Annotated in this window: 10 protein-coding genes; 5 read left to right on the top strand and 5 right to left on the bottom strand. The window is 45.6% G+C overall.

Going from position 1 to position 15,912, the window contains the following annotated elements; translation table 11 throughout:
* Positions 1 to 57 precede the first annotated feature (57 nt).
* Positions 58 to 1,623 (bottom strand): AAA family ATPase, encoded by a 1,566-nt coding sequence (locus QUA23_RS15970; RefSeq protein ID WP_333077220.1) that lies wholly within the window; start codon positions 1,621 to 1,623, stop codon positions 58 to 60.
* Between the two features lie 138 nt (positions 1,624 to 1,761).
* Here QUA23_RS15970 and QUA23_RS15965 point away from each other — a divergent pair, with 138 nt between their 5' ends.
* Both QUA23_RS15965 and QUA23_RS15960 read left to right on the top strand, forming a co-directional pair.
* Positions 1,762 to 2,778 carry an adenosine kinase gene (locus QUA23_RS15965; RefSeq protein WP_333077219.1) on the top strand — a complete coding sequence of 339 codons (1,017 nt, stop codon included), beginning with the start codon at positions 1,762 to 1,764 and terminating at the stop codon, positions 2,776 to 2,778.
* A 427-nt stretch (positions 2,779 to 3,205) separates the two neighbouring features.
* Positions 3,206 to 3,640, top strand: coding sequence for a hypothetical protein (locus QUA23_RS15960; RefSeq protein WP_333077217.1), 435 nt, complete (start codon positions 3,206 to 3,208; stop codon positions 3,638 to 3,640).
* 117 nt (positions 3,641 to 3,757) lie between these two features.
* Here the strand turns inward: QUA23_RS15960 and QUA23_RS15955 are convergent, their stop codons facing one another.
* Positions 3,758 to 7,642 (bottom strand): S8 family serine peptidase, encoded by a 3,885-nt coding sequence (locus QUA23_RS15955; RefSeq protein ID WP_333077216.1) that lies wholly within the window; start codon positions 7,640 to 7,642, stop codon positions 3,758 to 3,760.
* 590 nt (positions 7,643 to 8,232) lie between these two features.
* Entirely contained in the window at positions 8,233 to 9,213 is a 981-nt protein-coding gene (locus QUA23_RS15950; protein WP_333110424.1) for an ABC transporter ATP-binding protein, read from the bottom strand.
* Positions 9,214 to 9,323: 110 nt separating this feature from the next.
* On the opposite strand from QUA23_RS15950, the gene QUA23_RS15945 reads away from it, so the two are divergent.
* Positions 9,324 to 9,530: a hypothetical protein gene (locus QUA23_RS15945; RefSeq protein ID WP_333068190.1), complete on the top strand. Its 207-nt coding sequence runs from the start codon at positions 9,324 to 9,326 to the stop codon at positions 9,528 to 9,530.
* Positions 9,531 to 9,732: 202 nt separating this feature from the next.
* On the opposite strand, the gene QUA23_RS15940 is transcribed toward QUA23_RS15945, so the two are convergent.
* Positions 9,733 to 10,662: a phosphoribulokinase gene (locus QUA23_RS15940; RefSeq protein ID WP_333077213.1), complete on the bottom strand. Its 930-nt coding sequence runs from the start codon at positions 10,660 to 10,662 to the stop codon at positions 9,733 to 9,735.
* A 233-nt stretch (positions 10,663 to 10,895) separates the two neighbouring features.
* Positions 10,896 to 12,539, bottom strand: coding sequence for a GTP-binding protein (locus QUA23_RS15935; protein WP_333077211.1), 1,644 nt, complete (start codon positions 12,537 to 12,539; stop codon positions 10,896 to 10,898).
* Between the two features lie 606 nt (positions 12,540 to 13,145).
* Between QUA23_RS15935 and QUA23_RS15930 the strand changes: the two genes are divergently transcribed.
* Positions 13,146 to 15,077, top strand: coding sequence for an ATP-binding protein (locus tag QUA23_RS15930; protein ID WP_333077210.1), 1,932 nt, complete (start codon positions 13,146 to 13,148; stop codon positions 15,075 to 15,077).
* Positions 15,078 to 15,317: 240 nt separating this feature from the next.
* Complete coding sequence (locus tag QUA23_RS15925) at positions 15,318 to 15,848, top strand: hypothetical protein (protein WP_333077209.1); 531 nt, start codon at positions 15,318 to 15,320, stop codon at positions 15,846 to 15,848.
* Positions 15,849 to 15,912: the final 64 nt, after the last annotated feature.

Genomic DNA, 15,912 nt, shown 5'->3' with positions numbered 1-15,912 from the left:
GAAAGATATTGACAATATTAGCAGACAATCAAATTGCCAAGGGTGATCGCTCTGCAACTACTCCCCACAAATCACGTTTAATTGTACCTCTAACTCTTGCGCGGTATCTACAATCGTTACAGAAATTTGCTCTAATTCTGTAAAAGGTTCAAAAGCTGCTTGCTGCGAACTCAATAGTTCGGGTGTCGCGTCGGCAATATCGCCCCTGCGCTGTTGCAGTCGTTCTCGCAATACTTCAATTGGTGCGGTGCAGTAAATGATTTGCAGGGGCAACCCGTGGGATTGAGCCTGATTAATTGCATCGGTTCTCGATTTTTGGCGATCGAACTTTGCATCTAAAATTACATTCCAACCTCGGTCAGCCAGCACTATCCCCAACTCTAACAATCTACCATAAGTCTGTGCGGTCATTTTATCAGAATACAAATCTTGCCCGCCGCGTTCATTTAAAGGAATTTCGCCTAAATGTTTGCGAACCGCATCCGAGCGAATGTGAATTGCCCCAGTCTGGCGAGCCAAATATCGAGCTGCCGTACTTTTGCCAGAACCCGACAAACCCGACATCAAAGTTAACTTTCCCGGGTATGGTTTTGTGTATTGCCAAGCCAGTTTATAGTAATGAGCTGCTGTCTGTGAAATCTCTGCTTTTTGGGCAGTTGAAATAGCGGCATCGTCCAACATTAACGAAGTTACTTTCGCTCTAACATAAGCTTGACGGCTCAAATACAAAGGCAATAGTTGCAGTCCTTCCCAATCCCCTGTTTGTTCGGTGTAAGTATTGAGAAAAGCATTGCCTAAGTCTCTGCGCCCCCGCGATTCCAAATCCATTACTGTAAAAGCCACATCGTACATGACATCAACAAAGCGGAAAGGCTCGTTAAATTCAATGCAGTCGAACAGTAATATTTTATCTTTCCATAATGCTATATTCCGCAAGTGCAAATCTCCGTGGCACTCGCGAATTTTATTATCGGCAATCCGCAGATTAAATAACTCTTGATTTTCAGCAAAAAACGCATTAGTATAATTTTTTGTTTCCTCATATTGTGTCTGAGTCTGCGGCCCGCCGATATATTTTTGGGAAATCAGGTAATTGTTTTCTATTGCTGTACGAATCTGACTGACTTCGCCAAATGTGCGAATGTAGCTGTTACTAATTGCCGTGCTGTGAAACTTGGCAACTTCCCGCCCTAAGTCTGCCATAATTTGCTCTGTTAACAGTCCCCGCTCCAACAAACTAAGCAACAGCGAATCTTGAGGAAACTCCTGCATTCTCAGTGCGTATTCTACAGCAACTTCAGCCGGAGTTATAGCAGGTAAGTTGCTGCCAAATCGAAAAGAATCCCCAATTTGAATAATGGGCAAAACTTCTAGATAAATTTCCGGTGCAGTGCGTCGGTTCAGCAGCAATTCTTCGTTGCAGAAATGCTGCCGTTTCTCCAAGGTTGAATAGTCTAAAAAGCCAAAATTGACTTGTTTCTTGATTTTGTAAGTATAATCTCCTGTCAGCAAAACAAAGGAAGCGTGAGTCTGAATTAGCTGCACTGGTTCTGTCACCCCGTGCGGGTAAAACCCGGGCTGCAACATTTGCTGAATCAGAGGTGGGACACAAGTATCAGTCATATCGATTTTAGATTTGGGATTTTGGATTAGATCGATTTGGGCTTGAAGATTTAGATAAAGATAACTTAAAGAAAATAGATGTTGAGTTAAAGTCGATTTATTATAAAGTTGATAATTAGTGTAAACCAAAAATTACTGATGACAGAAAACAATCAAGATTCCCGTTCCGTGGATGTGTTTGGCGTAGGCAATGCCCTGGTAGACATCCTAGCATTGGTGGAAGATGAGTTTGTACTCGGCCACGGGCTGAATCGCGGCGGGATGACGCTGATGAATTCGGAAACGCAGGGGGGGATTTTGCACGCTTTAGAGCACAATTCGCTGCAAATGCGATCGGGAGGTTCGGCGGCAAATACGATGATTGGTTTGGCTCAAAGCGGCGGTAAAGCGTATTATTCGGGGAAGGTTGCTAAGGATACTAACGGGGAATTTTATCGGCAAGATTTGCTGGCGGCGGGGATTGATTTTAACGTGCATCCTGCTGCTGAGTCGAAGGATCCCACGGGTACTTGTGTTGTGCTGACTACGCCGGATGCGGAACGCACGATGTGTACTAATTTGGGTGTTTCTACTACTCTGGCGGCGACTGATATTGATGTCGATCGCCTGAGTCACTGCAAGTACAGTTATGTTGAGGGTTATCTTTGGGATGCTCCCGAGCCGAGAAAGGCTAGCATTGAGACGATGGAACAGTCTAAGCGTCTGGGTGTGAAGGTGGCTTTTACTTTTTCGGATGGCTTTTTAGTCGATCGCTTTGCTGATGATTTTCACAAGGTGGTTTCGGAATATTGCGATGTAATTTTTTGCAATGCTGATGAAGTTCGGAGCTTTTTTAAGGAAGAATCTTTGGAAGAGTGCGCTCGGAAAATGAGCGAGATTTCGGATTTGGCTTTTATCACTAATGGAGATAAAGGCTGCATGGTGGTGGAGAACAAACAGATTGTCGATGTGGCGGGATTTCCGGTAAAGGCGATCGATACTGTGGGTGCTGGGGATGCTTTTGCGGGCGGTGTTTTGTTTGGAATTACTAATGGTTTGAGCTCTACAAAAGCGGCTCGTTGGGGCAATTATTTGGCTTCTAGGGTAGTGCAGATTCACGGGCCGCGGCTTGAGGGTTCTCAGGCTCATCTGTTGAGTGAGGTGATTTCTGGTTAGCAATTGAAATGAAATGGGCGATCGCACTTTTTGTCATAAAGGGCGATCGCTCTTTTTTTAACCGCAGATAAAGGCAGATGAACGGGGATGAAGGCAGATGGAGCAAGGGCGATGGTGTTAAAATCTGTGAAAGCTTAATTAACCGCACTTGAAATGCTAACAACTACATCGTTCACGGAGATAGTAAATAGGGCTTGAATCACCAATCAATTGCTCTCCTGATTGCCCATAACTTATTCAGCCAGACCTATTTTAGCTGTTTTTTTTTGCGCCTGACAACCTTTTGTGGGTCAGACAATCCATAGAGTGTTTACTTTTCCAACTTATTAAACAAGCCCTAAGTAGGTGTAAGGTGTACCGTGCGCTTTCTACAGATAGAGTTAGCACGTAATTCCTAAACTTTATTTCATCAGATAGGGAGGTTCAGATGACCCAAATAAATCCCGATCGCACTACTGGTACAATTGCGATCGACGTTTGCGCTCAATCAAACGGGCAGTATGTTTGTCAGATTTCATCGTCTCTAAGCGATTGCCCTGATGATACCATGAATTTTTACGGAGAAACGAAAGAACACGCGATCGCGATCGCTCTAGAACATTTAGCCGAAGAGTATCGCGAGAAAGCAGAAGAGTCTCAGAATATAGATTCGCTCGCCGTGGAAATTTCCGATTCTGAAGAATCAACTAATAAATATTATCATGTGATTGTACACTACGAAGAAATTGCGGAAGCAGAATCTAAGTTTGAGGCAGTACACAATACAATGATGGGAAATACGATAGTTGAGAATGCCAGAATTGCAGCCATTAAGATTTCTCCAGATATTGAAATCCAGCCGTTAGAGCACTCGGGATATTGAGCGATCGGGACTTACGCGCAGAGACTATATGTAGGGTGCGTAGTGCGAACCTTACCCCTACGCATCAACGATCGAAACGTGAGTTTGAGGCAATCGACTAGAAGCGATCGCATAATTTCAAATACCCATTAATCCAGGTTTCGGAGGCAAATACGGACCGAATACCCCACCTACTACACCTATTGTTTGTGGTATCTTTCTGCTGTCTCCTTCCAAAAGAGTTTCTCCCTTCACATTTAATTTAGACGAACCCGAACCATCTAGCATCATTACTTTATTAGCTCCAAAATTTTTGAGAGTATCACCAGCATTATTTTGAGTGGATTTGTCAGAAGTAAACAGTAAAACACTCTCATTAATCCCATCAGAATCATGAAGATCGCCAACACCGATGAATGTTCTTCCCTGTTCCGTATTCCGTGATGCTCCATACTCTATAGGATCGTAGCTGACCAGAATATTTTTGGCTGAAGATGAATCGAAAGTGTTACTATTGTAGTCTTTGATAGTTGCCCGATCGGAGAACAACTCTAACATGAGTAGACTGTCTGCTTCCTCTTGAGTTTTAGCACCAGTGCTTGCTCTTTGCCCATCAATTTTTAGAGGGTGAATAACTTGAGCGCTGGTATCCCAGAACCAGCCTCCAAACCAAAAATTGTTCACAGTATCCAAAGGTCCTTGATCGAAGTATTGACCGTTGGTAACAGAGAAAGCCCGCGAATTTGCTCTTGAAAAATCCGACCATGCCTCATCAATAGTTTGAGTCTTAAACTCAGGACTGTTGCCCTGCTCAGTAATTTCTCCATGAAGGAACTTGACGGAGGCTCCTTTGCTTAGATCTACAACTTGTACGTAGTCAGAGCCTCTGCGATAAAAATCAATACCTATTGCACTAGGCAAAGTCTCGAAGCCATTGGGAATAGTTCGCGGTTTTTCAGGTTTTGTACCGCCTTCAGTGTTGCCGCTGTTGCTATTTTCTCCCGGCTTGCTGTCGCCAGGATTGGATGGTTTACCAGGCTCTTGGTAAGCAGTCGCCTTGTTGCCATTCCAGTAAATGTGACCGTTCTCAAAGTATTGAATCTTGTTACCGTTACCCCCATCGATCTCTCCGCTCTTGGGAACTCCCAACCTACCATCCAATCCGCCTGTTTTCAAGTATTCTTGGCGGATCGCACCGTAAATTGGAAAAGTTCCTTTGGAACTGCTGACGATCGAGCCACGCTCAAATAGTTGATAGCTGACATTACCTGAATAGTTGGTAACATCTGAAGTAGGTTTGCCGATCGTACTTTGATACTTGTCGTAAACCGGATAGAATTTGCCAGCAATATTGTGACCGTTGATAGAGGTTGAATTAGGTAACTGTTGCTCTGGCTTTTCGATCGAATTGTCACCGCCATCAGATGCCGCTACTTCTACAGGAACCTCTATTTTTTGACCTTCAGAAATTAGGTTGGGATTGGAAATGTTGTTGTGTTTGGCAATGAATTTGTAGTAATCGGGAGCAGCGCTGCCCATTGTTTCTCTGGCAATTTCGCTGAGACTATCTCCGGCTTGAATCGTGTAAGGTTGCCACTCATAAGATTTGCCGTTAAATCGATCGGCAGTAGCTCGTTCCATTGGCTTCACGAGCCCTTCGTAACCCCAAGTTTCAGGTGTTGCGAATTCTGCGCGAGTGCTCGATTGCGGTGCAGTTTCCTTCGCTAACTGCACGGCTTTATCTAAATTCAACAATCCAAAACCTGTTTTCCGATCCCAACCCGGTAAATTGACATCGATCGCACTTTGTTCGAGAATATTTATGATTTGGCGATCGCTCAATTTAGGATTGTTTTCCCAGACAACAGACGCCATCCCAGTCGCTTTCGCTGCTGCAAAAGAAGTTCCCGTCAGCGCATCTAAATCGTTCTCCCCCTCCGCAACTACAGCATCCAAACCATAGCCGTAACTGGAATAGGACGATCGGCGCACTCCTTCAAAAGCCCCAACTGTCATAATATTGTCAAACTCCTGAGAAGCTTGACCCAAAACCGACATCACACCGCCGTCGTTGCCAGCAGCAACCACCACCAGCACTCCATTCTGACGAGCATATTCTAAAGCCGCCCGTTCTCTGGGCGTCAACTCGTAGCGCGTTGTCACGCTGCCGTCGCCATTAACTTGAGTTAAGTCTAGGCTGAGGTTGACAATCGCATTCCGCTGCCCCTGTGCCTTGACTTCATGTACAAAATCTGTCAGCGACAAGTCCCACTGCCCGGAACCGCTGGCACGTCCCAGCCAAACAGGAGCGCGATGGTTAATACCGTCAATCCCAATATTATTACCCGCGCGAGCGCCAATCAAACTCCAAACAGCCGTGCCGTGTTCGTTGTCTGCCTCAGATGACACTAAAGGATTGTTGTCATTGTCAATGCGATCGCGCCCCAGTGTCGCTTTAGAATAATCGAGATCGGGATTGTTGACAGCAAACCCAGTATCGATAATCCCAATCAAAGGCAGGCTGGGCTTCTCTGGTGCCACAGGCGGTTCCGGCTCAGCGGGCGGTTGAGTGTCAGTCGGTAACTGGGTATCATCAACAGGCGTTGTTGGCTCTACAGGCGGTGTTGGCCCTACAGGTGGCGTTGGGGCTACAGGCGGTGTTGGCTCTACAGGTGGCGTTGGGGCTACAGGCGGTTTTTGCTCTACAGGGGGCGTTGGGGCTACAGGTGGCGGTGGAGCCACAGGCGGTGTTGGCTCTACAGGCGGTGTTGGCTCCGCAGGTGGCGGTGGAGCCACAGGCGGTGTTGGCTCTACAGGCGGTGTTGGCTCCGCAGGTGGCGGTGAGGCTACAGGCGGTGTTGGCTCCGCAGGTGGCGGTGAGGCTACAGGCGGTGTTGGCTCCGCAGGTGGCAGTGGGGCTACAGGCGGTGTTGGTGCAGGTGTTGGTGCAGGTGTTGGCGCAGGTGCAGGTGTTGGCGCAGGTGCGGGTGGAGGCGGTTCTGTATCCGCAGGCGGTTTGCGCTCATCAGGCAGTTTTGAGGTGACATAATCGATCAATTTCTTACCGCCTTCAGATTTAGTCCAATCCTTAGCCGGAGGGATAACTTCTTTCACCTCCACCGCTTTTCCAGTCGCACCCGTCAAACGGAAAATCACATCATCGTAGTCGTAATCTGATAGGGGAGTAATCGATCGATCCTCGATCGAAAATGCCTTACCATCGCCAGTAATATCTGCCACCTGACCCAACAGCCAAGCATCATCTTCGTCACTGCTAGATAGCGAAAATAGCGGACGCTTGTTGCCGCCAATCTCCGGTTTATCAAATACTTCCTTAACCGTCCCATCCGGCACCAGCATCACAGCAAATGCTTCTCCAGGATTCATCGCAAACTTTTTCACACCTTTGTAGGAGCCGGTGTTCAGATTTACCTTTCCTAAAGTGCCTCTAAATTGAGGATCAGTGCCTTCTGTAATATCAGAAATCACGACGTGACCCAACACCGATTTACTCAGAGCCCTTCTGGCAGCTTCCTTGATAAACTCCTCAGAGCCTGGAGTAAATTTCTCCATACCCTGCAAACTAAATATGGCTAATTGTCCTTTGAATCCGCCGCCATCATACAGGAAATCAAAGCCTACTTCACCAGTGCGATCGGGTGTAAAAAAACCGGAGTCAACCTTCAAACCCGTGAGCGGGTCAACTTTTTCACTTACGGGCAGACTAATCTGATAGTTTGTGTCGGAGGAGATGGGAGAAACTTTGAGTGTATAGTCTCCTGCGCCCAAATTCTCGGTACTGAGAGTTCCGGGATTTTTGCCGCTAGTTGAGATTGTTTCGATCGGCTTTCCTTGGCTGTCGAGCAGTTCCATTTTAATCCCGCCGCTAAAACCTTCAGCCAAGACTTGGAAACTGCCCGCAGCAGGACGATTGAAACGATAAATGTCTGTGGGATCGATCTTACCAACGAAGTCGATATGGAAATAGTTATCCTTGAGACTGCCGAGTTGAATGTTAGACATTTTGCACCCTGCCAACAAACTTACTTGTATTTTAATCAGTCGGCATAATTGAGCGATCGAGTTTCAATACATCTGGGCTGCTTCCCAGATCCGGTCTCTCCCCTCAACACAGATATCCGCCAATTCAAAAACCTACAATTGTAAGCTGCTACCTATCTCTCGGAAATTAAGTCTTACTTTTTTCGCTGCAAGCAAACTTTACAGACATTACTTTGTAGGCAGGATATAGTATTAGTTTTGGTTAAAGATTTTTTGAAAGAAAGCTCGTTACTACCTCCTATCCGTTGAGGGTACTTTATGTGTGCAAAATTGACAAGCAATCTGAACGATTACTAGCTTGGCGAATTTAGATGTCAGTCAATGAGACAGGACTTACGCACAGCCTCTAAATATAGTGTTTTGTAGGGCAATCCCCCCGCTGATGAAGAGTCCATACATCTGGATAAGGCGCGTAAGTCCTGCTTTATGTGTTGTGGAAAGGGGCGAAGATCCCGTTTTTTGAGTTTCTTAAAGAGGGGCTTTGTTTGTGTAGTAGTGCCTTCAAGCGCCGGCTTTTAACTGCCGAGTTTCAGCCGCCGATTTTATGGACTTCAACTACTAGAATAAATGCCTCTTTCTTGCAGTTGCTGCATAAAAAACTCTTCCAAAGTAGGCTTAGCCAAATTCATCCCAATTAGCTGCCCTCCCGTACCGCTCAGACTAGAAAGAAACTCCTTCGGATCGCCCTGCAAATGACCGTACCACAAATCATTATCAACTTCCATATCCGGTATCCATTTTTTCAGGATATTCAAGTGACCGCCCCTACCTTCAACCCGGTAAGTTTCAGTATTACCTAGGATTTCGTCGATCGCACCAATGCAGATTAACTCACCCTTTGCCAAAATAGCCACTCGATCGCAAATCTTCTCCACATCAGACAATATATGCGAATTAAAAAAAATTGTTTTTCCTTGATTTTTCAGGGATAAAATTATCTCCCGCATCTGATAGCGTCCCATCGGATCTAAACCCGACATCGGCTCATCTAAAAATACCACATCTGGATTGTTAATCAAAGCTTGAGCCATGCCGATCCGTTGCAGCATTCCCTTAGAATACTGGCGCAACTGTTTTTTAATTGCCGCCGATTGAGATAGCCCAACTAAGTCTAGCAAATTCGGAATTCTTTGCCGCTGAATTGAGGGGGGAATTTGAAATAACCCCGCCGCAAATTGCAAGAATTCCCAGCCGGTGAGATAATCGTAAAAATAGGGATTTTCAGGCAAATAGCCGACTCGCTGCTTCACAGTGCGATCGCCCAAAGGCCTCCCCAACAGCAGCGCCCGCCCAGAAGTGGGGCGCACTATACCCAGCAAAGTTTTCAGCAGCGTAGTTTTCCCCGCTCCATTTTGCCCTAACAACCCAAAAGTTTCCCCCTCAGAGACAGTCAGAGTACAATTTTTGAGCGATTCAACTTTTTCATTCATCCAAAAGCCGGTACGGTAGAACTTCCCCAGATTAAATGTTTCCACCACAGGGGTAGCTCCGTGCATCTCGGTGGGATTTTGCGCATCTACAAGAGGTTCCATTTTTGTTACAGAAATAACTAGCACCTGATTATATTCTATTGCATAAGTTAAGTAATAATCGCTCTTTTTAATGTTAAACTAATATTAGCTGTACTTAAATTTTTCTGAATATGGATCGTTCAAAAATTATTGCTATTATCACTGGGGTGATTTCTCTAATTTTAGCAGTTGCCTACCTGCTGCTCGTCACCATCCTCGACTTCCGAGGCGAAATGGTACCCGCACCTCAAAGTCAGTTGCCACTCTCCATGCCAATTCAGCAATTGGCTAATGCTAATCTGACTTTACCAGCACTGAGGATTTATCCTCAATTGTGACACAAATAATATAATTTAAATTCCGCAATTTCGCCCATAAATTATGTACAGAAAACTACGGGCGAAATGCTGATATTTGTAGGGTGCGCAATGCGCACCTTACCACTATTTAGTCCGCCCAGGACGTTCCGGGAAGCTCAGTCGAGCCACCGACGAAAGTTTGACTCTTGAGCGGTTTCAACCGCCGAGTTTTCTCACTCAATTAATACACGTGAATGGCTTTCATCATGTGATATGCAACTAGCAACTGCGTCAAAGCTAGCGGGTAACTTTGCAAAACTTCACCAGTTGTACCGATCAGTTTGCCAATTTCCGGGTTGCCTTGGGCGGAGCAAAATCCCCGCAGGTGGGGCAACTCACTGCACAAAAGCATTTCTAGTTCGTTTACTTGCTCGCTGGTAGCGTGGGAGTCTACTTCCAAAACGTCAACAGGTTTGCCCATATCCCGATCGAGTCCCAAGCGAATTGCAGGTTGAAAACTATCGCTGCCTCGACCTAAAATTTCAGTAAAATCAGGGTGAGGAATTGTCGGTCTGAGCACTAAACGGACGCTCAAATTGGATTCATTGTCAGCTTCTGGCGGGTAAAAACTAACTACAACGTCGGCCGATTTGCGCTGAGGACGAATGAAGTCTTCAGAGTCCGGTTCCCGTTTTTTTATTTCTGCAAGCACCTGTTCTTCAGTATAACCGCGCTTCATGATATCGCGCTTAACTTTCCACTGAGTGCGCAACTCTTCTGGGGGAGCGAGATACACTTTTACGTCGTAAGAATCGCGGATTGTTCGGGTTGCGTAACCCAGCAAACCTTCAACTATGACAAATTTGCTGGGCTTGATGTATTCCGGCGGGTCGAATGTACCTGTGGTGTGGTTGTATATGGGTTTGAGAATTGCTTGTCCGGTACGCAGCAGGCTGAGGTGCTGCTGCATGATGTCGAGGTAATTGCAGTCGGGATGCAATGCTGTAATTCCGATTTCGGCCCGCTGCTTTCTGTCGTAGCGATGATAGTCGTCAGTGCAAATCACAGTGACATTTTCTGGCCCCAATACTTGGGCAATTCCCCGCGTCAGGGTGGTTTTGCCCGCTGCGCTGTCTCCGACAATACCGAGAATAATTGGTCGATCGCTCATTGTTTTTACCCGGACGCACAATAGCAAATTTTGTTATCAAGCTTAAATCTTATCAAAATTATGTTCCATCCGATCGCTCGGTTTGATTTGATCTCCCCGGAGTCTATCCGAGGTGTAAAATTATTGTAAAATTTCTTAATAAAATTAAACAAATCATACTCAGGGAACATCTCATTGAACGATCGCAATTACCCAATTCTCAATTCCCTGTTTGCCCAATTCCCAATGCCTCATTACCAGTCATCCTTTCGTTTGTTGTTGTAAGTTTCCCAATCATCGTATTGCGGCTGTTGATACAATGCTTCTGGTTCTATTTCTGATTCTAATTCGGCTGACATTTCTAATTCTGGTTCCGATTCCTGCTGATAAATATTTAGAGGTTCGACAACCCGGGCGATCGCATCTTTGACAAATGCTTTGACAAACTCGTCTTTACGATTTAACTGAAACTGCCTTTGCACGACTTCGGCGATGCCGCCGTCGCCCCAATCTTGGTCGTGGCGGAAATATTCAATAAAACTTTTACCAGCAATTCGGGTTAAATAAGCGGCACTGACCGCTTGAATTGCTTTGCCCAGTACAAACCCCGCTACGCTTAACTGCAGCGCCCTTGACACTACTTGAATTACACCTTCAACTATTCCCAAACTTGCTAGGGTTTTTGCTAGAGACAATGCCAATTCTTTGGCGCGATCGATATTTAATTCGCAGCCGTAAATCTTGGCAATTTCTACTACCATTTGAGCGTTAACTGCTGCTGTCGCTAACAAATCCACGACTGGCAAAGGGGTTACGGCAATTACTCCGGCTCCGATCCACTGAAATCGCTCTACTGCCTTATCAGCTTGCCGCCTTCTTTGAGCATCAATTAACTTGCGCGCTTGGTCTCCCAAGTGCTGAGATTGCAGCAAAATATTATCCGCAATTAAGTCTTCGCCTTCAGCTCGCAAAATCGCAGCGACGCGCCGAATTAATGGCATAATATCCGGGTCTGGCTGAAAAATTGTGCCGTCTTCTAGTACAACTTTTTGCGGATTGGCGCTAATTGCTACTACATCCATTGCTGATACAAAACCTTTGACTCGCTGCCGCAGCCGATCGAGAATTTCATCTCTGTCGGTGTCGGGATAAAGGTCAACTTTATTAAAAACTACGATCGACCTTTTGCCAATTTCCGCCAAAGTCCGCAGCGGTTCGTACTCGGATTTTCGCAAATCGCCGTCCAAAACAAATAAGATCAAATCTGCCCTCGCCGCCAACTGCCTCGCCAATTCCTCTCTGTAAGTTCCCGCAACTCCCGCTTCCAAGATGCCTGGGGTATCGGTAATTGCTAATTCTCGATCTATTCCTTTCAATTTCAGAGTGTAAGTTTCGCCAACTTCCGTAGTTCCCATCGGCGCGCCCACTTGTCCCGCCATCCGCCCCACCAGCGCATTAACAGCGGAAGTTTTGCCCGCAGAACCTGTGCCGAAAACAACTACTCGAACGCTGCCGCGAGCCATGCTAGCTTCAATTTCGCGAGCTCTCAACAGCAAAGCTTGCCGCGCTACTTCATCTTGAATGCGATCGACTTGTTGCCGAATTGCTTTGAGATTTTCCGAAGCTGCTTCACTTTTGACAACAGGAACCTTCGGAGTAATCGGCCGTTTTCCCTTAACTTTCGGAGGGCGTTGCAGCAGCCTAAAATAGTAAACCAGCGCAAAAATTAGGGTTCCCAAAAGTACAATTATCAGGAAAATCAACAAATTAGCCAGCAGCGGAGAAGCAGACCACGCAACTTGACTGTAAAGCCCTGTTAAGGAACTCACCAGCCCAATAATCAACCCCAGGGCGAGGCAGAAAGCAGCAATTAAGGTTAACAGGCGCGGCAAAGGCATGAGGGGAGTGGCAAATAAAAGGGTTATGCTTTGATTTTTACATTACGCCGATAGTCATCAGTCATTGCAAATCTAAAATCTCAAATCTAAAATGCCGAAGTGCCCGTTAGCGTTAGCGAAGCGATCCGAAGGAAAGCCCTCGAAGAGGATCGTACTGCGTGAACCCGCAAATCCCGATTATGTCGCACTGCAGGCGCGATTTACGGCGTTGTAGCACCAGCAGGACGGACAAGTGCGATCGTCCTCTTGCTGCAATTGTAGCTTGCACGATAACTCAGCTACAGCTTATCACCCGCCGGAACCGTAGGCTGGTTTATTTGCATCTACCTACTTATTTATTCGGTGATTTATTTGATCGCGAGTCTAGCAATACTTTTTTATTAACAAACAAATATAACATTAAGTACAGATCAACCCGGTTTTGTAACACCAGTGCCTCCTGGAAGCTCTGAAAGTAGAAAGGAGAAACCGGGTTTCTGAGGCAAGCTAAGAGCATCCTAATTTACAAAAATTATCACATTAAATATCACTGTGGTACTCTCAAATCAGCCACGAGTTAAGTTAGACTGAATTGTTAGTGCGTGAATAATTCACAGGTTAGCATCTATGCATCTCAAACATCTGAATCAGCCTTCACAAGAACTCTCTACCTCTTGCGAGCATAACATCAAAGAGACCCAGGCACTTAAGCCCAATTATTTCGCTAATATAGCCCATTCCTTGGGCAACCTCAGTATTCGTGACAAAATCAGCAGTGGTTACGCACTGGCTCTTTGTGTTGCGATTGGGGGAACGACTATCGGGATGTTGGTGGGCACTCATTACTATCGCAGAACTAACAATCAAGTACACATCGATCGAGAAACTCAGCTTTTAAATAAGTTGCAGGTGGCGTTACTGCGAATGCAAAACAGCCAAGACGGGCTGAGTTACTGGATCGAAAAGCCGCAAATTTTTGACAGCAAATACGAACAGCTACAAAACAATCTTTACAATTTGAAGGGGTTGCTATCTGAAGTCAAAAATTATAAATATCTGGAAGACATAGAAGGTCTAGAAAATTTTAGAAAGACTTGCGATTCGCTATTATCTAATTATTTGTATCGACTAGAAATAGTTAACAAAAAAATTATTCAACTGCCAAATAACCCCGCTCAACAAAGTATTAAACGTAAGTTGCTGTTGAATTTCGATCGAGATAAAATTGGGTTGCAACTAGATAGGGCGGTCAATGATATAGCAAAAATTATCGATCGCGCCCAAGAGCAAGAAGATGCAGGGCAGGAGGCTATGCTGCGAGCCCAGGCGCTGCGGGTGCAAATAATTTTGGGTAGCATGGCACTGTCGATCGTCGTTGCAGCAGTGCTGGCGGGCTTCACCAGTCGGGCGATCGCCAAACCCCTCGCCACTGTCACTAAAATCGCTCAGCAAGTGACTGAAGAATCTAATTTTCAGTTGCAAGTACCAGTTACCAGCACCGATGAAGTGGGAGTATTAGCAGCTTCGCTGAATCAACTGATTCAGAAAGTAAATCACTTGCTAGAAGAATTGAAATCTGAACAACAAACCCAGATACTTCAAAACGAGAAAATGGCAAGTTTGGGGCGGATGTTAGCCGGTGTTGCTCATGAAGTTAACAACCCAATCAATTTTATTTATGCCAATATCGACCCAGCGAGACATTATGTTGAAGATATTTTAGATTTGCTCAAAACTTACGAAACAGAAATCCCCAAACCGCCTGCCGCAGTTATCGCGAAAGGCGAAGAAATAGACATCGATTTTCTCAAAGAAGATTTGAGCAAAATATTTGACTCCATGCAACTAGGCGCTGAAAGAGCAAAAGCTATTATTTTAAGTTTGAAAGATTTTTCTCGCCTCGATGATGCAGCCCCTCATCCCGTCGATTTACACGCCTGCATAGACAGCAGTTTGCTCATTCTCAACAGCCGCATCAAACAGGGCATCGAAGTGGTGCGAGATTACGGCAATATTCCGACTGTTGCAGGTTATATGGGTTTGCTTTACCAGGTATTTGTTAACCTTCTCAACAATGCACTAGATGCTGTGGAAGAGAAAGCAAAAAGTGAGAAATCCAGCTCAGCAGAGGCAAAAAAACAATCGGCTTCGGAGTCCATGAAACAGGAAGCACCGAGTTTTTCGCCGAGAATTGTGATTGCTACAGAATACTTGGACGACGACTCAGTGGTAGTGCGGATTTCAGATAACGGTATGGGAATAGCGCCAGAGAGTCAAGAAAAAATGTTTGAAACATTTTTTACTACTAAACCGAGAGGTGTAGGTACTGGTTTGGGATTGGCCATTGGTCGCGAAATTATCGTTAAGAAACATGGGGGGACAATAAATTTTTGGTCTGAGGTAGGAACGGGGACGGAATTTTCGATCGCCCTGCCGATTAAGCATGAGGATTCAATGCCAAATCCGCAGGTAAAACTTCCAAGCCCTAGCGAATTTAATTCCCTCTGCAACGGTAACGCACCAACCAAGTCAGAGGAGAGAGGAACTGTAAAAAATTAAAAATTATCATTTTTTATAGCAGTTAAAAAAAAGCATCCAACTGCAAGGATACGCTCCAAACTCTGATGTCAGAATTCATTCCCAATCTCAAATCTAAAATGGTATGAGATTGCTTACTGACTGGCTGTTGCTACGCGACTCGCTGAGTGATAATACCCAACTCAAAACTATTTTTAGTAATCTTTAAAAACAGGATTTGCTATAATTTAAAGTTGAGCAATCACTGTACGGAGCGAAATTATGGGACTATTTGACCAAATTTTGAGCGCGATCGACAATCCCAACCAACAAGCAAGTCCCAATCAGTTGGGCAACATTCTCGGTGCGGTAGAGCAGTTGAGCGGCAACCAGGGCGTCGATGCGGGCACGACTCAGCTAGCAATGTCGGTTTTGGGCGGATACGTGCGATCGGCATTACAAGACGTGCGATCGCAGTCAGGAGACGCACAAGCTCAACAACTTGTCAACCAATTTAGCGGCACAAATCCCAATCCCCAAGCGGTACAGAGTTTGTTCGGAGCCGGCCAACTAACGCAAATAGTGGCCGATATCGCCCAAAGAACCGGTTTAAATAACGCCACAGTGCAGGCGATGATACCTGTTTTGGTGCCGCTCATACTGAATTTGCTACAAACCGGCGGCAACGCCCAAAATCCAGCCCAAGGTGGAAATCCCGTTTTGAATACGTTTTTAGATTCAGATGGAGACGGCGACGTAGATATTACTGACGCCATGTCGATGGCAGGCCGCTTTTTGAATCAGCGCAGTTAATTTGGGAATTTTTTAACCGCAGATATCAGCGGATGGACACAGATGAACGCAGATCGGATTTTAT

This window comes from Microcoleus sp. Pol1C5 (assembly GCF_036701115.1).
GTDB lineage: Bacteria > Cyanobacteriota > Cyanobacteriia > Cyanobacteriales > Microcoleaceae > Microcoleus.
The sequence above is the reverse complement of the archived record's forward strand: the minus strand, read 5'-3'. Positions and strand labels throughout refer to the sequence as shown.